The organism is Aquabacterium commune, assembly GCF_004362855.1.
Lineage (GTDB): Bacteria > Pseudomonadota > Gammaproteobacteria > Burkholderiales > Burkholderiaceae_C > Aquabacterium > Aquabacterium commune.
Genome location: NZ_SNXW01000001.1, coordinates 240,734 through 259,065, shown reverse-complemented (window position 1 = coordinate 259,065; position 18,332 = coordinate 240,734). Strand labels below are relative to the sequence as shown.

The window sequence follows — 18,332 nt, the reverse complement described above, 5'->3', positions numbered from 1 at the left end:
TGAAGAACCCATGACGTCCGTCCGCACCCCTGTCCGCACGCGTTTCGCCCCGTCGCCCACCGGCTTCATCCACCTGGGCAACATCCGCTCGGCCCTTTATCCCTGGGCCTTTGCGCGCGCCAACCAGGGCGTGTTCATCCTGCGCATCGAAGACACCGACGAGGAACGCTCCTCGCAGGCCGCGGTTGACGTCATCCTGGACGGCATGCAGTGGCTGGGCCTGAACCACGACGAAGGCCCGTTCTACCAGATGCAGCGCATGGACCGCTACAAGCAGGTCGTGCAGGAGATGCTGGACAAGGGCCTGATCTACCCCTGCTACATGAGCTCGGCCGAACTCGACGCCCTGCGCGAGCGCCAGATGGCAGCGAAGGAAAAGCCCCGCTACGACGGCACCTGGCGCCCCGAGGCGGGCAAGACCCTGCCGCCCGTGCCCGCTGGCGTCAAGCCCGTGCTGCGTTTCAAGAACCCGCAAGGCGGCAGCGTCGTGTGGGAAGACAAGGTCAAGGGCCGCATCGAGATCAGCAACGACGAACTCGACGACCTGGTCATCGCCCGCCCGGCCGCGGCCGACAGCGACAGCTTCGTCGGCACGCCCACCTACAACTTCTGCGTCGTGGTGGACGACATGGACATGGGCATCACCCACGTCATCCGCGGCGACGACCACGTCAACAACACCCCGCGCCAGATCAACATCCTGCGCGCCCTGGGCCAGGAGCCGCCGGTTTACGCCCACCTGCCCACCGTGATGACCGAAACGGTGGACGAGCACGGCGAGAAGCACGTCTCCAAGATGTCCAAGCGCCATGGCGCCAAGGCCGTCACGCAGTACCGCGACGAAGGCTACCTGGCCGACGCCATCGTCAACTACCTGGCCCGCCTGGGCTGGAGTCACGGCGACGACGAGATCTTCTCGCGCGCCCAGTTCATCGAATGGTTCAACCTCGACCACCTGGGCAGGAGCGCCAGCCAGTTCGACGAGGCCAAGCTGCGCTGGGTGGCCCAGCAACACATGAAGACGGCCGATGACGCCTTGCTGGCCGGCCTGGTGCGCGAGCAGTTCGCCCGCCGTGGCGTGACCTTGCCCGCCTTGCTGCAGGCAGGGGAGGGCGATGCCAGGCTGATCGCCCTGTGCGCGCTTTACAAAGACCGCTGCGCCACCACCGTGGAGCTGGCCGATTGGCTGGCCATGTACGTGGCCGATGTCACCCCGCCGGCCGAGGAACTGGCTGCGCAGCTCACCGAGGCCGTCAAGCCCGCCGTGGCCGCCCTGGCCGAGCGCCTGACGACCGCCACCTGGGACAAGGCCGGCATCGCCCAGGCCCTCAAAGACACGCTGGGTGAGCATGGCTTGAAGATGCCGCAACTGGCCATCCCGGTGCGCCTGCTGGTGTGCGGTCGTTCGCAAACACCGTCGGTGGACGCGGCCCTGGCCCTGTTCGAGCGTGATGTCGTTGTGCAACGTTTGCGCCGCGCCTGACATCTGCTTGTCAGACACGCAAAAACCGGTATATACTCTTGGTCTCGCTTGAACGACGCTTTGTTTGAGAACAAAGCAGCCGGGCAAACCGAAAAGCTACGTTGGCAGTGAAAGCTGCAAGCCAGTTTGACGGGGGTATAGCTCAGCTGGGAGAGCGCTTGCATGGCATGCAAGAGGTCAGCGGTTCGATCCCGCTTACCTCCACCAGCAACCCAGGTTGCGCGGTGAACCGGTTGCGGTTGGGCCAAGTGAAGCGTCGAACAAGATGCATGAAGGATTGAGTCCCCTTCGTCTAGAGGCCTAGGACACCACCCTTTCACGGTGATTACAGGGGTTCGAATCCCCTAGGGGACGCCAAGTTTTGACGGCACTTGGGTTGCGCAAGCAGCCACAGACGTCAGCCACGCGGAGTGGTAGTTCAGTTGGTTAGAATACCGGCCTGTCACGCCGGGGGTCGCGGGTTCGAGTCCCGTCCACTCCGCCAAGTTCTTTGGAAGAAGATGTTGCTGGTGACACAGCGGCATCGTTGAAACGGTTTCGGTGCCAGTCTGGCGCCCGCCTCGTGAGGCGCATGTGCGAACACGATGGGGGTATAGCTCAGCTGGGAGAGCGCTTGCATGGCATGCAAGAGGTCAGCGGTTCGATCCCGCTTACCTCCACCAAAACACCTTGCGGATGTCCGCAACGTGTGGCGGTTGTCAGGGCGCAGGCAGGCACGGCGACGTTTCAAGCAATTGAGAAGTTTGAAGTTCAGAAGCACGAAGTCCCCTTCGTCTAGAGGCCTAGGACACCACCCTTTCACGGTGATTACAGGGGTTCGAATCCCCTAGGGGACGCCAAGTTTTGACGGCGCTTGTGCTGCGAAAGCAGTGAAAGTCGTCAGCCACGTGGAGTGGTAGTTCAGTTGGTTAGAATACCGGCCTGTCACGCCGGGGGTCGCGGGTTCGAGTCCCGTCCACTCCGCCAAAAATGCAAAGCCCCGATGGTCCGCCATCGGGGCTTTTTTGCTGGCCCTCACAGCCCCGCAGCGTGGCTTTCCGTGGCCGCCTCGCGCCGGCCGAACATCGCCCAGCTCTCGATCACCATCACGACCTCGTCGCGCTGGTTGATGGCTTCCCAGCGCGACTGCACCAGGCCCACGTGCGCTTTGCTCTTCATCGGGCGTGTGCCCAGGATGGTCATTCGCGCGCGGATCTCGTCGCCCACCATCACCGGTTTGAGCCACTTCAGGCTGTCCAGCCCCGGCGAGCCCAGGCTGCTGGAGTCCAGCAGGAAGCCGTCGCACATCAGCCGCATCACCATGCCGGCCGTGTGCCAGCCGCTGGCCGCCAGCCCGCCGAACAGCGAGGCCTTGCCCGCCTCCTCGCTCAGGTGGAAGGGTTGGGGGTCGAAATCGGTGGCGAAGCGGATGACCTCATCGCGCTCGACGCGTTTGGGGCCGAAGGTCAGGCTCAGGCCCTCGTGGAAATCTTCCCAATGCCAGCGGACATCGGGTTTGGCGGCGTTTGGGGGTTCGGATGGCATGGGAGCTCCGCGGTCAGGTGTGGGTGGTGGCGGACAAAGCGGGGGCGGCCGGCAAGGCAGGCCGGCGATTGGAGAGCCAGGTGCCCCAGGCGATGATGCCCGTGCTGACCAGCATGGTGGGCGTGATGACTTCGCCCAGCCACAGGGCGCCCCACAGCATGCCGAACACGGGGATGAGGAAAGTGACGGTCAGCGCGCGGCTGGGCCCGATGCGCTGGATCAGTCGGAAGAACATCACATAAGCCAGGGCGGTGCACAGAACGCCGAGCCCAGCCAGCGAGACCCAGGCGGCCAGAGGCACATCGGCCCACAGCGCTGGGACTGCGCCTTGACCGAGGCCGGCATGCGCCATCGGCATCGGCCCTGTCCACAAGGCGGGTGCCAGCAAGCAGGCACCGCCCCAGCCCATGGTGCCGGCGCTGATGGCCATGGGGCTCATGCCAGGCAGGAAGCGCTGGTTGAAGTGCACCGACATGGCGTACATCAGCGTGCCGGCCATCAGCAGGGCGCAAGCCAGCAAGGTCTCGTGCCACTGCCCCTTGGGCATGAGGGACGACGCATCGGCGCTCAGCAAGGTCACGCCGACCATGCCGACCAGCAGGCCCAGCATGCGCGCGCGGCCCAGTTTCTCGCCAGCCCAGGCCCAACCCACCAGCGCGCCCCACATGGGTGTGGCGGCGTTCAGGATGGACATCAGCCCGGCGGGCAGTGTCTGCGCGGCGCGGCTCAGTGCCAGGAAGGGCAGCACGCAAGACAAGAGCGAGGATGCCGCCAACGGCCACATGGCCAGGCGCATGGCGCGCCCTTGCCCGGCCTGCCAGGCCAGCGGGAGCAGCAAGGCCGCGGCCAGGCCCACGCGACCGGCGGCCACCGCCAAGGGGCCCAGGGCCGGGGACGCCACCCGCAGGAAGAGGAAGGACGCCCCCCAGATGGCGGCCAGCGCGATCATGGCCAGCAAGTCTTTGGGATTCATGTGAAAACGATCATAGCTGGCGGCGCCCACATCCGCATCCACACCCGCAGACCGAGGGGCATGGGCGGCACGAACTGTCATCTGGGCGTCTCTACAATCTGCGAACAACACTCCATCCAGCAAAGGACCACCATGCAAGTCACCGCTTCCATCTTCAAGGCCTACGACATCCGGGGCATCGTCGGGCAGACCTTGAACGAAGCCGTGGCCGAGCACCTGGGCCGGGCCTTCGGCACCGAAGCGCTGAAGCTGGGCGAGAAGGCCGTGGCCATCGGCCGCGACGGCCGCATCTCCGGGCCTTCGTTGAGCGCAGCCCTGATCCGCGGCCTGCGCGCCACAGGCATCGACGTGATCGACCTGGGCGCCGTCACCACGCCCATGCTGTACTACGTGGCCGCCACCCGCGGCGATGTCGGCTGCCACAGCGGCATCCAGGTCACGGGCAGCCACAACCCCAAGGACTACAACGGCTTCAAGATGGTGCTGGCCGGTCGCGCCATTCACGGCGACGACATCCAGGGCCTGCGCCAGCGCATCGAGGCCGAGGATTACACCAGCGGCAACGGTGGCCTGACCGAACTGAACGTGCTGGCCGAGTACACCCAGCGCATCATCGGCGACTGCAAGCTGGCCCGCCCGCTGAAGATCGTGGTGGATTCGGGCAACGGCATCCCTGGCGCCTCGGCCCCGGGCATCCTGCGCGCGCTGGGCTGCGAGGTCACGGAGTTGTTCTCCGAGGTCGATGGCGACTTCCCCAACCACCACCCCGACCCGTCCAAGCCCGAGAACCTGGCCGACCTGATCGCGGCCGTGAAGGCGCAAGGCGCCGACCTGGGCCTGGCCTTCGATGGCGACGGCGACCGCCTGGGCGTGGTCACCAAGGAAGGCCACAACATCTTCCCGGACCGCCAGATCATGCTGTTCGCCAAGGACGTGCTCTCGCGCGTGCCGGGTGCCCCCATCATTTTCGACGTCAAGTGCAGCCAACGCCTGGCCGTGGCCATCCGCGAAGCCGGCGGCGTGCCGGTGATGTACAAAACCGGCCACTCGCTGGTGAAGGCCAAGCTCAAGGAGATGGCCTCGCCGTTCGCCGGTGAGATGAGCGGTCACATCTTCTTCGGCGAGCGTTGGTATGGCTTCGACGACGCCACTTACACGGCGGCCCGCCTGCTGGAGATCCTGTCCAAGGTGGCCGACCCCAGCGCCGTGCTCAACGCCCTGCCCACCAGCCACAGCACGCCCGAGCTGAACGTGCCCTGCGCCGAGGGCGAGCACCACGCCGTCATCGACAAGCTGCGCCAGACGGCCACCTTCGAGGGCGCCGAGATGACGACCATCGACGGCCTGCGTGCCGACTACCCCGATGGCTTCGGCCTGGTGCGTGCCTCCAACACCACGCCGGTGCTGGTGCTGCGTTTCGAGGGCCAGACGCCCGAAGCGCTGGAGCGCATCCGCGCGCACTTCATGGCCGCCATCCTGGCGGTCAAGCCGGACGCGCACGTGGGCGCCTCGGCGCACTGAGCGTTCGCGGTTCGCGCGACTGGCAGGTCCGGCCTAGGCTACGATCGCGGGCTTGAAACCGCATCACCCCCCTTTGGCCGATTCTCCTGTCAAGGCCTGGCTCGCGCGCCAGGCCTACACCCTCGTCTTGCGACTGGGCACGCCCCTCTACCTGTGGCGGGTGTGGTCGCGTGGCCGCGAAGAGCCCGATTACCGCGCACACTGGCCTGAGCGCCTGGGCTTTTACCGAGGAAGCGCGGGCCTGGAGGGCAGCCGACATCCACACGGCGGCCGGGTCTGGGTGCATGCGGTGTCGCTGGGCGAGGCCCGCGCCGCCGCGCCGCTGATCGCCGCTTTGCGCGCGCAGCGGCCAGGGCTGCGCCTGCTGCTGACCCACACCACCGCCACGGGCCGCGAAGCCGGTCGCGCGCTGCTGCAGCCGGGCGATGCACAAAGCTGGTTGCCTTGCGACACGCCGGGGGCCGTGCGGCGTTTCTTGCGCCATTTCCAGCCCAGCGTGGGCGTGCTGATGGAAACCGAGGTCTGGCCCAATTTGCTGCACGAAGCCCGCCTGGCCCAGGTGCCCATGGTGCTGGCCAATGCGCGGCTGAGTGCCAAAAGCCTGCGGCAAGGACAACGCTTCGCGGCCTTGTTGCGCCCCGCGGCCCAGGCCCTGAGCCTGACCCTGGCGCAAACGCAATGTGACGCGGACCGCCTGCGGTCCATGGGTGCGGACCCGGTGCAGGTGTGTGGCAACCTCAAGTTCGACATGACGCCGTCACCCGAGCTGCTGACGCTGGGGCGGCGCTGGCGGGGCGCCGATGCCCGTCCCCTGTGCCTGGCCGCCAGCACGCGGGAGGGCGAGGAGGCCGGTTTGCTCGAAGCCTGGTTGGCCGCGCCGAAGGCATCTCCGATCCCCAGGCCCCGCTTGCTGATTGTGCCGCGTCACCCGCAGCGCTTTGACGAGGTGGCGGCGCTCGTGGCGCAGCGCGGTCTGAGCCTGTCGCGGCGCAGCAGCTGGCCTGACCATCAGCCCGATGCGGTCGCCCTGGGTGCCGACGTGTGGTTGGGCGACAGCATGGGCGAGATGCCGGCGTACTACGCTGCGGCCACCGTGGCCTGGCTGGGCGGCAGCTTCGCGCCGCTGGGCGGGCAAAACCTGATCGAAGCTGCGGCCTGTGGATGCCCGCTGATCCTGGGGCCTTCGACGTACAATTTCTCGGAAGCAGCAGAACTGAGCTTGGCGGCAGGGGCATCGCGACGAGTGGCTGACTGGCCGGAGGCTGTGCATGCGTCACAGGTTTGGCTGGCAGAAGGGGCTTCATCCGCGCAGTCAGCAGCCAGGGCGTTTGCACGCCAGCACCAGGGGGCGTCGAAGCGCATGTCGGTTGACATACTCCGTTTTGTGTATGCCCCGTGATCGGGGGGTAACAATCTGCAACTGATTTGTGTATCGTTCAGACATTGGAAACGCAGTGAGGTTGTCATGAAAAACGTGATTCGAGTTGGTTCTATCGGTGCAGTCCTGTCCCTGGCATGCTTTGGGGCATCCGCACTCGAGGCCAACCTTGGCACGCTGAGCGCAGCGGACAAGACCTTCGGCAACACGTTTTACGCGTCCACGCCGGGCTTCACCGACTACTACACGTTCAGCATCGGTGGCAGCGGCACGGTCTCTGGCACGACGACCGATGGCTCTCTGCTGAACGCCTTGCTGTCCTTTGACAAGGACGTGGTCCTGACCTCGTTGATCCTGGGCAACACCAGCTTCGGCTCCTACTACGGTGTGGACCTCGGCATCCCCTTCAACGGCACCACCAACACTTTCAGCTTCTCCAACCTGAGCGCTGGCAGCTACAAGTTGGCAGTGACGGGTTTTGTGACGCTTGGCGACAATCGGTCGGCTTCTTACGCTGGTACCATCCGCACGACCGCTTCGGTGGCTTCGCCGGCACCCGAGCCCGCTGACCTGGCACTGACCGCCATGGGCTTGGCTGGCGTTGGCTTGCTGCTGCGCCGCAGCCGCAAGGCCGCCTGATCAGGCTGTTGCCACTGCCGGTGGCCTGTCGGGCCATCCACAAGCGGGTCATGCCCGTTTGTGCCATCACGGACCTTCGGGTCCGTTTTTTTTGGGTTTCACGGGCGGGTCAAGCCCCATGACAGGAGTTGGGTTTGGACAAAACTTGGGTGTGTTTCGTGGCTGTGGTGGCTTTGCTGGGCGGTTGCAGCAAGAAGGACGCAGCGCCTGCGGCAGGTGAGTCCCAGGTGGCCGCCCAGGTCAACGAAGGGGAGGTCTCGGTCCACCAGGTGGAGGCCTTGCTGCAATTGCAGCCCGCGCTGGGGGCCAGGTTTGGTGAGCAGGCTTCGGCCCGTGCGCTCGACAGCCTGATCGAGCAGGAGTTGGCCGCCCAGGCCGCTGTGCAGGCTGGGCTGGACAGCAGTCCCAGGACTTTGCAGGCCCTGGCCTTGGCCCGTCGGGAGGTGCTGGCGCGCGCCTACCAGGATCAACTGGCCGAAAAGGCATCCCTCCCAGACACCAGTGCGGTGGAGCGCTACTACGACGAGCACCCGGAGTTGTTCTCGCAGCGCCGCCAGTACTTGCTGGAGGAGACCGTGGCCCAGGTTCCCGCCGGCGATGTGGATGCCTGGTTGCGCAAGGTTGAATCAACTGGCAGCGTGGAAGAACTGCAGGCTTGGCTTGCGCAACAGACGGTGCCGCGCAAGAGCCGGCGCTTTGCGCAGTGGGCCGAGGGGCTGCCGCTGGAGTTGCTGCCCCGTCTGGCCAAGCTCAAGCCTGGCCATTCCATCGCCTTGCGCAGACCTGACAGCGTTTACATGCTGACGGTGATCAAGACGGAAGACGCGCCAGTGCTGCTGGGCCAGGCCACGCCGGCCATCCAGGCGGTGCTGGCTGGACAACGCCGGCAGGAAGCCGTGCGCGACGGCATGACCCGTTTGCGCGAGCAGGCCAAGATCACCCGGTTCATGGCTCAGGCTGCGGCAGTCGCCTCTGCCGCTTCGGCCGCGGACGTCGCCAGCGCGCCTGAGCCGTCGGCCAGTCACTGAGCGTGCCTGTACCTGGCGCGGTGCCTGGCGCGGTGCCTGGGCCGCGCTGAACACACGGAGTTCTGCCTGTGTCACTGTCTTTGCTCTTGCCCCTGGCCTGGTTGACCCTGGCCATCCCCAGCCTGTGGGACTGGTTGTTCGGCACCTGGACCGCCTACAGTCAAGGTCATGAGTTGCTGTTGCTGGGCGTGGCGGGCTGGTTGGTCTGGCGCCAGCGAGACGCCACGTCGGAAGGGCGGCCCGTCCGCCTGGGCGCCATTTTCTGGCTGACCTGGGTGCTGTGCTTGCTGGGCTATGTGCTGGGGCGCTCGCAGGAGTTCATCCGCATCGAGTTGCTGTCTTTGTGGTTGTCGGCCTTGCTGGTGATGTGGTCGGCTCGCGGCTGGCAGGGCTTGCGCCGCACCTGGTTCGCTTGGCTGTTCTGCCTGTTCGCCATGCCCCTGCCGTTCTCGCTGGTGCTGGCGCTGACGGCGCCGCTCAAGGAGGCGGTGTCCATGGTGGCAACCACCGTGCTGTCCGGCGTGGGGTATCCGGTGGGGCGCAGTGGCGTCGTCATCACGGTGGGGCAGTACCAACTGCTGGTGGCCGAGGCCTGTGCCGGGCTGCACTCCATGTTCATCCTGGAGGCCATGGGCCTGCTCTACAGCCACCTCGCGCAGCACACCTCGTGGTGGCGCAACGGCTTGCTCGCGGTGCTGGCCGTGCCGGTGTCTTTCCTGGCCAATGTGGTGCGGGTGATGATCCTGGTGGTGGTGACCCACCATTTCGGCGACGCGGCAGGTCAGGGCTTTGTCCACAATTTTGCCGGTCTGGCACTGTTCGCGGTCGCACTGGTGTTGATGGCGATTGCAGACGCTGTGCTCGGTCTGATCTGGCCTGATCGGCGTGTGTCTGCCGGTGCTTCGGCCGACCGGCATGGGACGGCGGTTGCGCCGATGCCAACGCCAAAGCCAACGCCAACGCCGACGGGCGTGTCCTCGGCCAGGCGCGGTCTGGTCCTGGCTGCCTGCCTCGGTGTGGCCGCATGGGCCGGCTGGTGCTTGCGACCTGGCATCTCGACTGAGGCCGAGGCGCGTGCGCAGGTGCCTCTGGAATCGTTGTTCCCGCTGGAGATACCGACCCAGGACGACGGACCAGCCAGCGCGCCGCGCAGTGCCTGGCGATTGGACCCGGTGGCTTCTGGCATGGTGAGGCCTGCGTTCGAAGCAGCGCGGCGCTTCCAGATGTACGACCAGGTGCTGGAACGCACTTATGTGCACCCCAGCGGCCAGCGGGTGATGCTGTCGGTGGCCTATGGGCGCCAGCAATCGGTGGGTTTGCAGATGCACCGCCCCGAGGTTTGCTACCGGGCCGGGGGCTTTCGGGTCAGCGATGTCACGCCGGGCAGCTTGGCATTGACCGGTGCCACAGCCTCATCCAGCCTGCCTGTGGTGCGTCTGGTGGCGGCTTTGCCAGAGCGCCCTGAGCCCATCACTTACTGGCGCTTGTTTGGTGATGAGCCTGTGCGTGACGAGGCCAGCCTCAAGTGGCGCCAGCTCATCGCGGGGCTGAGCCGCCGCGGCCTGGCCGATGGCCTGCTGGTGCGCCTCTCCACCATCAATGCCAACGCCGATGCGGGCTGGCGCTGGCAGGAGGTTTTCGCACGCGATCTGGCTGCAGCCTTGTCGCCTTCCCAGCGTTTGCGCGTGCTGGGGGCACTACCAGAAGACGCAGCAGGGCGCTGACCTTGGCGATTGAGCCCAGCGGCTGAGCCCAGCGGCTGAGCCCAAGCGCCAGCGTCAGGCCAGCAGGTCCTGCCACTCGGGGTGGCGCCGCATGTACACCTGCACATAGCTGCACAGCGGCTGGACCTGGTGGCCTTGCGCACGCGCCCATGCGAGGGCGTGGGCGACCAGCGCAGCGGCAATGCCCCTGCCTTCGAGGGCCCGTGGCACGCCGGTATGGGTGATGCGCATGAGGCGTTCGTCGAGCTGGTAGTCGAGCTCGCAGCGCAGGCCTTCGACCATGGCTTCGAAGCGCCCGGTGCCAGCGTGGTGCTGGATGGCCAAGGGCGTGGCTTGGGCAGGTGTGGCAGTGCGGCTCATGGCTTTCAGTGTGCCTCAGACCACCCCGAGCGCGCCCAGCACCGCACCGGCCAGCACCAGCCAGATCAAGCGGATGCGCGTGCGCCAGACCAGCAAGGCCACGGCCACCGCCAGGCCCCAGGCCCGTGGTTGGCCGTCCAGCGGCGGCATGAGGTGCCAGCCCGTGGCCAGCAGCAGACCCACGGTGACGGGCGTCATGCCCGCCTGGAAGGCGCGCACGCCGAGCCAGTGGCGCCGCACCGAAACCCAGCGCGAGACGGCCAGCGCCAGCGTCGTCGAGGGCAGCATGATGCCCACCATGCTCACCACCGCGCCACCCAGGCCGCCCGCGTACCAGCCCATCAGGGCCACGAAGAGCACGTTGGGGCCGGGAGCGGCCTGGGCCAGGGCGATGGCGCCGGTGAAGTCGGCGTCGCTGAGCAAGGCGCTGTCTTGCACCAGGCGGCGGTGCATGTCGGGCACAAGGGTGATGGCCCCGCCGATCGACATCAGCGACAAGGCAAGGAAATGCCCGAACAGCGTCCACCAGACCTCGGGCGACCAGGACCAGACCGGCACGCTCATGCCTGCGTCTCTTGCGCTCGCCGCGCGGCCTGTCGTTTGAGCAGGGCGTAGCTCACCAGGCAGGCGGCACCGCCCAGGCTCAGCAGCACCTGCACCAGCGGCCAGTGCCATTGAACGACCAGGGCCAGTGCCAGTGCGGCCAGGCCCAAGCAGGCGGGCCAGCCCAGTTCGTGCTCACGCAGCGGTGCCGACAGCTTGAGCACCGTGCCGATGATCTGGCCCGCCGCCACCGCTGCGATGCCGCCCAGCGCGCCCCGGATCAGCCCTTGCGCCTGGGGCAGGCTGCTGGCCTCGCCCAGGCCCCAGGCGAGCAGCAGCATCAAGGCCATGGGCGCCAGGATCATGCCGGCCAGGGCGGTGAGGGCACCGCGCCAACCGAAGAAACGGTCACCGATCATCAGCGACAGGTTGCAGACGTTGGGGCCGGGCAGCACTTGGGCCGAGGCGAGCATGTCCACGAACTCGCGCGCGTCCAGCCAGCGGCGGCGCTCGCACAGCTCGCGCTGCGCCACGGCGATCACGCCGCCAAAGCCCTGCAAGGCCAGCACAGTGAAAGCGATGAACAGCTCGCGCAACGAGGCCGGGCGGGCCAGTGCTGGCGTGTCAGCCATACACGGCCACGACCTGGTAGCCCAAGGCGGCGAGCTGGCCGTCGGGCGTCCACAGTGTGGTCTTTTCGTTGACGTAGCCGTCGCCGGTGGCCAGGGCGTCTTTGTCCATGCGCCAAAAGCCAGTGTCTGAGCCTGTGCCCAGCTCGACCGGGCGCAGCTCCAGCGCCCAGGACACCGACGAGGCCGGTGCGAAGCCGTTGAGCTGGGCCAGGGCGGGAGTCGGGCCGGCGTCGGCCAGCAGCACCGATTGCAGCTCGTTGTCGATGCCCCCGGGCGCGCGCAGGCGCACGTGGGTGCGGCTGTGCCATTCGTCCGAGCCGGTGAACGGCATGCCGCCTTCGGCCTGGCGGAATTCCAGGTGCTGCGTGAAGGCCGGCGTGATGCCCGGCACGAAGGGCCACAGGAAGGCGCTGTCGGGGTCTTTGGCCACGGGGTGGTGGTCCGGACGCAGGTGAGGCAGGGTGGAGGTGCGCGCCGCGCCGAACACGCCCAGCAGCACGCCACCGACCTGTTCGACGCCGGCTTCATCGGCTTGCAGCACGCGGGCTTGCACCTGGCGGATGTTCTTGCCCTGGCGCAGCAGCACGACCTCGATGTCGAAACGGCCCGGGCTGACGGGGCCGACGAAGTTGGTCTGCAGGGCGCGCAAGGGCCAGTCGCTGCCGCAGACGTCGCGCATGGCCTGCACGGCGAGGGCGGACAGCACCCCGCCGAAGGTTGTGCGGCCTTGTTGCCAATCCGGGCTGACGTCGAAACGCACGCGGTGCAGCGAGCCAGCGTCGGTGCGTTCGCGGCGGGACAGCAGCTCGGCCAGGGTGGCGGTCGGGCCAGCGGCCTCGGCGGAGGTGGGGGCGAACAGGTTCATGGCAGGCACGTCGTGTGAGGGTGAGGCATTATCGAACGATCGTGCTTTTTTGTGTGCGCTGCGCGTTGACGTCGTTTTGACCCCGCTGTGGGCAGGGCCGGCTCAGTGGCGCGTCAGCATCTGGGAAATCTGGGCGGCGGGCACGGGCCGGCTGTACAGGTAGCCCTGGGCCACGTCGCAGCCCAGGCTGCTCAGGAAGGCCTCCTGGTCGGGCATTTCCACGCCCTCGGCCACGACGTGCAGGCGCAGGCCGTGCGCCATCGAGATCATGGTGCTGACGAGCTGGCCGTCGTTGTCGTTGCTGGGCAGGTCCTGCACGAAGCTGCGGTCGATTTTCAGCTGTTGCACGGGGAAGCGCTTGAGGTAGGCCAGCGAGGAGTAGCCGGTGCCGAAGTCGTCGATGGTCAGGAAGACGCCGAGCTGGTGGAGGTGCTGCAGGAACTGCTCGGCGCCCATGCCGGACTCCATCAGGCCGCCTTCGGTGATCTCGATTTCCAGGTGCTGCGGCGGCAGGCCGGTGCGCACGAGGATTTCCGCCAGCCGCTCGACCACGCCGCCGCGGCGGATCTCGCTGGGTGACAGGTTGATGGCCACGCGGCCGAAATCCAGGCCGGCGTCCAGCCAGGCGCGGCCTTGGCGGCAGGCCTCTTCGATGACCCACTCGCTCAGCGAGGTGATCATGCCGGTGTCTTCCATCACGGGGATGAACTGGTTGGGGCTGAGCGTGACCGAGCCGCCCAGCGTGCCCGCCGTGTGTTGCCCCGCCGTGTTCAGGCGCACCAGCGCTTCGAGGGCGATCACCTTGCGGTCCGACAGGCGCACCATGGGCTGGTAGTGCAGGGTGAACTCGCTGTGCTCGACGGCGCGGCGCAGCAGGGTTTCCATCTGCAGGCGCAGGGTGGCTTCGGTGGTGAAGGCCTGGGTGTAGAAGCTGAAGTTGTTGCGCCCGCGCCGTTTGGACTCGTACATGGCCGCGTCGGCATTGCGCACGAGCTCGGACTCGTCCTGGCCGTCGTCGGGGTACATGCTGATGCCGATGGAGGCGCGCACATAGACCTGCTGGCCGCCGTCCAGCGTGAAGGGCTGGTTGAGCGTCTCCAGGATGGCCGTGGCCACGTGCGCGGCCTGCTGCGGGTGGCGCAGGTGTTCGAGCACGAGCACGAACTCGTCACCGGCCAGGCGGCCCAGGGTGTCTTCCTGGCGCACGCGCTGGCGCAGGCGCTGGGCGACTTGCTTGAGCAGGCCGTCGTTGACGGTCTTGAAGTTGTCCAGGTCGATGAAGACGACGCCGACCAGGGTGTGGTGGCGCTGCGCCAGGTTGATGGCGTGGGCCAGGCGCTGGCGGATGAGCACGCGGTTGGGCAGCTCGGTCAGCGGGTCGTAGTGGGCCATGCGGGCCAGGCGCTCTTCGGTCTGCTTGAGCTGGGTGATGTCGGTGAACACGCCCACGAAGTGGCTGGGTTCGCCCTGGGTGCTGTGCACGGCCGCCACCGACAGCTTGGTCATGAACGGGTCGCCATTGCGGTGGCGGAACCAGACCTCACCCTGCCAGCTGCCGTAGCTCAGCAGGTGCTCGCGCAACTGGGCGATGAACTCGTCCGGGGCGTCGGTCAGCAGGAACTCGGGTGAGCGGCCGATGACTTCGTGCTCGTCGTAGCCGGTCAGGGCCGTGAAGGCCGGGTTGATGGACACCAGCACCCTGTCGCTGTCGAGCACCATCATGCCGTCGCGGGTGCTTTCGAGGGCGGCCGCGTGCAGGCGGATGCGCTCCTCGGCCCGGTCGCGCAGGGCCTCGCGGTGCAGGTTGGTGACGGCAAACGACAGGTCGCTGGAGAGGTCTTCGAAGAGGCCCAGTTCGTCGGCATCGGTGTCGTCCACGCGGCGGCCCAGCAGCATCAGGTGGCCGATGAGGGCTTGCTCGCGCCGCAGCGGCACGATCACGCAGCCGGGCGTGCCTGCGGCCACGGCCTCGTCCAGCCACATGGGTGCGGGGCCCTGTGGCTTGAGGGATTGCAGGTCGCGGGTGCGGAAGGTGTGGCCTTGGCGCAGGGCCGCGTCCAGGGCGTTGTCAGCCTGTGACATGACGTTCAGCGAAAAGCTCAGGCTGTCGCGCAGCGGGCGCGCGTCGCCGGCCTCGGCCACACAGTTCAGCGCACCGGCGGTGTCGGGGTCGAACAGCGCCACCCAGGCCTTGCGGAACTGGCCGTGCTGCACGGCCACGCGGCACACGCGGGCCATCAGAGTGCCCTGATCGTCCGAGCGCACGATGGCCTGGTTGACGTGGCTGAGGAAGTCGTACATCCGCGTCTTGCGGCGCAGGCGGCGCTCGGTCTGGCGGCGCCCGGTGATGTCCCAGATCATCCAGACGACCTGGTCGGTGTCACCCACGGGCGCACAGCGGCTGTCGAAGTGCCGCAGCGACTGGTTGATGGTGACGTTGAAGGTGATGGTCTGGGTGCTGCGCGTGCCCAGCGTTTGCCGCAGGACGCCCAGGAAGCGCTGGGCCATGTCCGGCGGAAAGAGGTCACCGAGGCGGCGGCCAATGAGCTCGTGCGCCGGCCGGCCCAGCAGGGGCAGGTTGTTGCCGTAGATGTCGAGGTAGCGCCCTTCTGCGTCCATGCGGAAGGCCAGGTCGGGCAGGGCTTCTGCGAAGGCGCTCAACTGGGCTTCGCGGGCCTTGACCTTGTCGATGGCCAGTTCGCGCTGCCGGTGGGCGCGGCCCATCAGCACCAGCAGCATCAGGGTGACGCAGCCGACCAGCGCCACGTTGAGGCGGTCGAGGTGGTGCTGGTCGCGGGTGGCGCGCTCCAGCGTGTGCTCCCACTGGGCGCTGGTGGCGTTCAGGGCCTGGTCCATCGCCGCGATGGCCTCGCCCATGCTGGCGGCGTCCTGGGGGGCTGCTTCAGCCTGGCGCAAGGCCGCGACCACCTGGGTCTGCAGCAGCGACAAGGGCGCTTTCACGGCCTCGGGCGCATGCGGTTGCAATGCCGCCAGGGCGTTGTGCGCGTGCATCAAAGGGGTGACCAACGGGGCTGGCTGGCCGGCGGCCGCGGGGGCCGTGCCCAGCAGCCACTGCGCCTGCCGTGCTTCGAAGCGAGCGGCCGACAGGTGGGTGTCGAAGGCGTGGGCCTGCTGCTGCAAGCGGTTCCAGCCCAGGTGCGACCAGGCGATCAGGCCCATGCTGATGGCCGCCAGTGCGCCCACCGACAGCGCCAAAGGCCCGAAGCGCCCCAGGGCCGGCATCGGCAAAGCCGCGACCGTCGCAGTGTGGGTCGCAGGGGTCTGGCTTGGCGGGGGAGGGTGGGGCACTGCGCTCATGTCACGTTGACTGCGTGGCTCGACGCCAATCCGACAGCTTAGGTGAAAACGCCGTCAGATCGGCGATGATGCCAAACGACTCGTTCGCAACCACCCTTTTGGGTGGGCGGGTTGTCCCGCAGCTTCCACATCCAGAGATTTTGACGGCCGCCCCATGTCACAGACTGCCTCTCCCGCGCCGATGTACGCCCCTGTTTTCCCAGCCCGCTCCGAGCACCACAGCGTGCGCGGCCTGCGCTACCACTTTCTGGTGTGGGGCGACCTCGCCCGGGCCACCGACGCCCAGCCGCTGCTGCTGATGGTGCACGGCTGGATGGACACGGCCGCGTCCTTCCAGTTCATGGTGGACGCCTTGCGCGCGCAGCCCGGCTGGGCCGAGCGCCCCATCGTTGCGCTGGACTGGCGCGGCTTCGGCCAAACCGAAACGCCACCCGCCACCGACAGCTACTTTTTTGCCGACTACCTGGGTGACCTCGACGCCATCCTCGATCAGCTCTCGCCGGGTCGCCCGGTGGACCTGCTCGGTCACAGCATGGGCGGCAACGTCGTCATGCTCTACGCGGGCGTGCGCTCCGAGCGCATCCGCAAGCTCGTCAACCTCGAAGGCTTCGGCATGCCGGCCACCCAGCCGGGCGATGCGCCGCAGCGCTACATCAAGTGGCTCGACGAAATCCACAAGCCCGTGCGCCTGAAGGATTACGACAGCCTGGACGCCGTCGCCAAGCGCCTGCAGACCACCAACCCGCTGCTGCGCGCCGAGTTCGCGCAATGGCTGGCCCAGCATTGGGCGCGCGAGGAAAACGGCCGCTGGGTCATCAACGCCGACCCGGCGCACAAGCGCCCGCAGCCCTTCCTCTACCGCGTCGAGGAGGTCAACGCCTTCCTGTCTCGCATCGCTTGCCCCGTCTTGTTCGTCGAAGGCGCCCAAACGCTGTATTTCATGTTCTTTGACGGCAAATTCAGCCGCGAGGAGTTCCTGCAGCGCGTGGCCCTGGTGCCGGATTTCCGCCTCGAAACCATCGACCAGGCCGCCCACATGCTGCACCATGACCAACCCGAGGCGCTGGCGGCCCACCTGGCGGGCTTCCTCACCACCTGATCGCCCCTGGCCGCTGGCTTGCATGTCACGCAGCGCCCCGGCCTCATGAGAAAATGACGCCATTCGGGCCGTGGCATGACCGCGGCCCCTTCACACACCGACCCCGACACTTTCGCAGGCACCCCATGGACATCGAACACATCAACGCCCTCGGCGCACAGATCTCTGACCTGACTCAGCGCACCGTTGAGCTCCGGAGGTATCTTTGACTGGGATGAAAAATCCCGCCGCCTGAGCGAAGTCAACGCCGAGCTCGAAGACCCCGCCGTCTGGAACGACCCCAAGCGCGCCCAGGAACTGGGCAAAGAGAAGAAGGCGCTGGAAAACGTCGTCCTGACCATCACCGAGCTGCAAACGGGCCTGGCCGACAACGCCGAGCTGTTCGAGATGTCCAAGGCCGATGGTGACTTCGATGGCATCCAGGCCATTGCCGCCGATGTGGCCACGCAGGCCGCCCGCGTGGGCGACCTCGAATTCCGCCGCATGTTCAACAAGCCGGCCGACCCGCTGCCCGCCTTCGTGGACATCCAGGCCGGCGCCGGCGGCACCGAGGCCTGCGATTGGGCCAACATGCTGCTGCGCCAGTACGTGCGCTACGCCGAGCGCAAGGGCTTCACGGCAACGGTGGAAGACATCACCGAAGGCGACACCGCCGGCATCAAGAGCGCCACCATCAAGGTCGAAGGTGAATACGCCTTTGGCCTGCTGCGCACCGAGACCGGCGTGCACCGCCTGGTGCGCAAATCGCCGTTCGACTCGTCCGGCGGCCGCCACACCTCCTTCGCCTCGGTGTTCGTGTACCCGGAGATCGACGATTCCATCGAGATCGACATCAACCCGTCCGACGTGCGCACCGACACCTTCCGCGCCTCCGGTGCGGGCGGTCAGCACATCAACAAGACCGACTCGGCCGTGCGTCTGACCCACATCCCCACGGGCATCGTGGTGCAGTGCCAGGATGGCCGCTCGCAGCACAGCAACCGCGACGTGGCCTGGAAGCGACTGCGCTCGCGCCTCTATGACCACGAACTGCGCAAGCGCCAGGAAGAGCAGCAAAAGCTCGAAGACAGCAAGACCGACGTGGGCTGGGGCCACCAGATCCGCTCTTACGTGCTGGACAACAGCCGCATCAAGGACCTGCGCACCAACGTCGAAGTCTCGGCCACCCAGAAGGTGCTCGACGGCGACCTCGACCAGTTCATCGAAGCCAGCCTCAAGCAAGGCATCTGACACCCGTCAGCCACA

Annotated in this window: 15 protein-coding genes and 6 tRNA genes; 14 read left to right on the top strand and 7 right to left on the bottom strand. The window is 67.1% G+C overall.

Annotation, left to right across the window (positions count from 1 at the left end):
- Positions 1-10 precede the first annotated feature (10 nt).
- From gltX to EV672_RS01180, 7 genes are all read left to right on the top strand, one after another.
- Positions 11-1,483 carry a glutamate--tRNA ligase gene (gltX, locus tag EV672_RS01210; protein ID WP_133605756.1) on the top strand — a complete coding sequence of 491 codons (1,473 nt, stop codon included), beginning with the start codon at positions 11-13 and terminating at the stop codon, positions 1,481-1,483.
- Between the two features lie 131 nt (positions 1,484-1,614).
- Positions 1,615-1,690 (top strand) — tRNA-Ala (locus EV672_RS01205).
- 74 nt (positions 1,691-1,764) lie between these two features.
- A tRNA-Glu gene (locus EV672_RS01200) sits at positions 1,765-1,840 on the top strand.
- A 50-nt stretch (positions 1,841-1,890) separates the two neighbouring features.
- Positions 1,891-1,967: transfer RNA gene (locus EV672_RS01195), tRNA-Asp, on the top strand.
- 102 nt (positions 1,968-2,069) lie between these two features.
- A tRNA-Ala gene (locus tag EV672_RS01190) sits at positions 2,070-2,145 on the top strand.
- A 101-nt stretch (positions 2,146-2,246) separates the two neighbouring features.
- Positions 2,247-2,322, top strand: a tRNA-Glu gene (locus EV672_RS01185).
- Between the two features lie 50 nt (positions 2,323-2,372).
- Positions 2,373-2,449: transfer RNA gene (locus tag EV672_RS01180), tRNA-Asp, on the top strand.
- A gap of 48 nt (positions 2,450-2,497) precedes the next feature.
- Here EV672_RS01180 and EV672_RS01175 read toward each other — a convergent pair.
- The gene (locus EV672_RS01175) at positions 2,498-3,007 is read right to left on the bottom strand and encodes a MaoC family dehydratase (protein ID WP_133605755.1); all 510 of its coding nucleotides are present in this window, start codon (positions 3,005-3,007) and stop codon (positions 2,498-2,500) included.
- Between the two features lie 13 nt (positions 3,008-3,020).
- Positions 3,021-3,980 carry a DMT family transporter gene (locus tag EV672_RS01170; RefSeq protein ID WP_166643404.1) on the bottom strand — a complete coding sequence of 320 codons (960 nt, stop codon included), beginning with the start codon at positions 3,978-3,980 and terminating at the stop codon, positions 3,021-3,023.
- Positions 3,981-4,112: 132 nt separating this feature from the next.
- On the opposite strand from EV672_RS01170, the gene EV672_RS01165 reads away from it, so the two are divergent.
- From EV672_RS01165 to EV672_RS01145, 5 genes are all read left to right on the top strand, one after another.
- Positions 4,113-5,501 carry a phosphomannomutase/phosphoglucomutase gene (locus tag EV672_RS01165; protein WP_166643403.1) on the top strand — a complete coding sequence of 463 codons (1,389 nt, stop codon included), beginning with the start codon at positions 4,113-4,115 and terminating at the stop codon, positions 5,499-5,501.
- A 73-nt stretch (positions 5,502-5,574) separates the two neighbouring features.
- Positions 5,575-6,900 carry a 3-deoxy-D-manno-octulosonic acid transferase gene (locus EV672_RS01160; RefSeq protein WP_133605752.1) on the top strand — a complete coding sequence of 442 codons (1,326 nt, stop codon included), beginning with the start codon at positions 5,575-5,577 and terminating at the stop codon, positions 6,898-6,900.
- Between the two features lie 66 nt (positions 6,901-6,966).
- On the top strand, positions 6,967-7,518 hold the full coding sequence (locus EV672_RS01155) for an FxDxF family PEP-CTERM protein (protein ID WP_133605751.1): 552 nt from the start codon (positions 6,967-6,969) through the stop codon (positions 7,516-7,518).
- A 134-nt stretch (positions 7,519-7,652) separates the two neighbouring features.
- On the top strand, positions 7,653-8,546 hold the full coding sequence (locus EV672_RS01150) for an EpsD family peptidyl-prolyl cis-trans isomerase (protein WP_166643402.1): 894 nt from the start codon (positions 7,653-7,655) through the stop codon (positions 8,544-8,546).
- A 68-nt stretch (positions 8,547-8,614) separates the two neighbouring features.
- Positions 8,615-10,270: an exosortase C-terminal domain/associated protein EpsI gene (locus EV672_RS01145; protein WP_133605749.1), complete on the top strand. Its 1,656-nt coding sequence runs from the start codon at positions 8,615-8,617 to the stop codon at positions 10,268-10,270.
- Positions 10,271-10,324: 54 nt separating this feature from the next.
- Here the strand turns inward: EV672_RS01145 and EV672_RS01140 are convergent, their stop codons facing one another.
- The 5 genes from EV672_RS01140 to EV672_RS01120 all read right to left on the bottom strand — a co-directional run bounded on the left by EV672_RS01140 (position 10,325) and on the right by EV672_RS01120 (position 15,988).
- Entirely contained in the window at positions 10,325-10,630 is a 306-nt protein-coding gene (locus EV672_RS01140; RefSeq protein ID WP_133605748.1) for a GNAT family N-acetyltransferase, read from the bottom strand.
- 15 nt (positions 10,631-10,645) lie between these two features.
- Complete coding sequence (locus EV672_RS01135) at positions 10,646-11,194, bottom strand: chromate transporter (protein ID WP_133605747.1); 549 nt, start codon at positions 11,192-11,194, stop codon at positions 10,646-10,648.
- Positions 11,191-11,805, bottom strand: a complete 615-nt coding sequence (locus EV672_RS01130; RefSeq protein ID WP_133605746.1) for a chromate transporter — start codon at positions 11,803-11,805, stop codon at positions 11,191-11,193. The genes EV672_RS01135 and EV672_RS01130 overlap by 4 nt, the downstream gene beginning before the upstream one ends.
- A complete protein-coding gene (locus EV672_RS01125; protein ID WP_133605745.1) occupies positions 11,798-12,670 on the bottom strand; it encodes an acyl-CoA thioesterase in 873 nt (290 codons plus the stop codon). Before EV672_RS01125 ends, EV672_RS01130 begins: the two co-directional genes overlap by 8 nt.
- 102 nt (positions 12,671-12,772) lie before the next feature.
- Positions 12,773-15,988 (bottom strand): sensor domain-containing protein, encoded by a 3,216-nt coding sequence (locus EV672_RS01120; RefSeq protein ID WP_133605744.1) that lies wholly within the window; start codon positions 15,986-15,988, stop codon positions 12,773-12,775.
- A 154-nt stretch (positions 15,989-16,142) separates the two neighbouring features.
- On the opposite strand from EV672_RS01120, the gene EV672_RS01115 reads away from it, so the two are divergent.
- A complete protein-coding gene (locus EV672_RS01115; RefSeq protein ID WP_243738450.1) occupies positions 16,143-17,087 on the top strand; it encodes an alpha/beta fold hydrolase in 945 nt (314 codons plus the stop codon).
- Positions 17,088-17,212: 125 nt separating this feature from the next.
- A protein-coding gene (gene prfB / locus EV672_RS01110; RefSeq protein WP_133605743.1) for a peptide chain release factor 2 occupies positions 17,213-18,317 on the top strand; the annotation gives its coding sequence in 2 pieces (ribosomal slippage) (positions 17,213-17,293 and positions 17,295-18,317; 1,104 coding nt in all).
- Positions 18,318-18,332 lie beyond the last annotated feature (15 nt).

What these genes read in the sequence shown, in the direction of transcription:
- gltX (WP_133605756.1), top strand. Translation starts at nt 11, where the DNA reads ATGACGTCCGTCCGCACCCCTGTCCGCACGCGTTTCGCCCCGTCGCCC.
- EV672_RS01175 (WP_133605755.1), bottom strand. Translation starts at nt 3,007, where the DNA reads ATGCCATCCGAACCCCCAAACGCCGCCAAACCCGATGTCCGCTGGCAT.
- EV672_RS01170 (WP_166643404.1), bottom strand. Translation starts at nt 3,980, where the DNA reads ATGAATCCCAAAGACTTGCTGGCCATGATCGCGCTGGCCGCCATCTGG.
- EV672_RS01165 (WP_166643403.1), top strand. Translation starts at nt 4,113, where the DNA reads ATGCAAGTCACCGCTTCCATCTTCAAGGCCTACGACATCCGGGGCATC.
- EV672_RS01155 (WP_133605751.1), top strand. Translation starts at nt 6,967, where the DNA reads ATGAAAAACGTGATTCGAGTTGGTTCTATCGGTGCAGTCCTGTCCCTG.
- EV672_RS01140 (WP_133605748.1), bottom strand. Translation starts at nt 10,630, where the DNA reads ATGAGCCGCACTGCCACACCTGCCCAAGCCACGCCCTTGGCCATCCAG.
- EV672_RS01135 (WP_133605747.1), bottom strand. Translation starts at nt 11,194, where the DNA reads ATGAGCGTGCCGGTCTGGTCCTGGTCGCCCGAGGTCTGGTGGACGCTG.
- EV672_RS01130 (WP_133605746.1), bottom strand. Translation starts at nt 11,805, where the DNA reads ATGGCTGACACGCCAGCACTGGCCCGCCCGGCCTCGTTGCGCGAGCTG.
- EV672_RS01125 (WP_133605745.1), bottom strand. Translation starts at nt 12,670, where the DNA reads ATGAACCTGTTCGCCCCCACCTCCGCCGAGGCCGCTGGCCCGACCGCC.
- EV672_RS01120 (WP_133605744.1), bottom strand. Translation starts at nt 15,988, where the DNA reads ATGAGCGCAGTGCCCCACCCTCCCCCGCCAAGCCAGACCCCTGCGACC.
- EV672_RS01115 (WP_243738450.1), top strand. Translation starts at nt 16,143, where the DNA reads ATGTCACAGACTGCCTCTCCCGCGCCGATGTACGCCCCTGTTTTCCCA.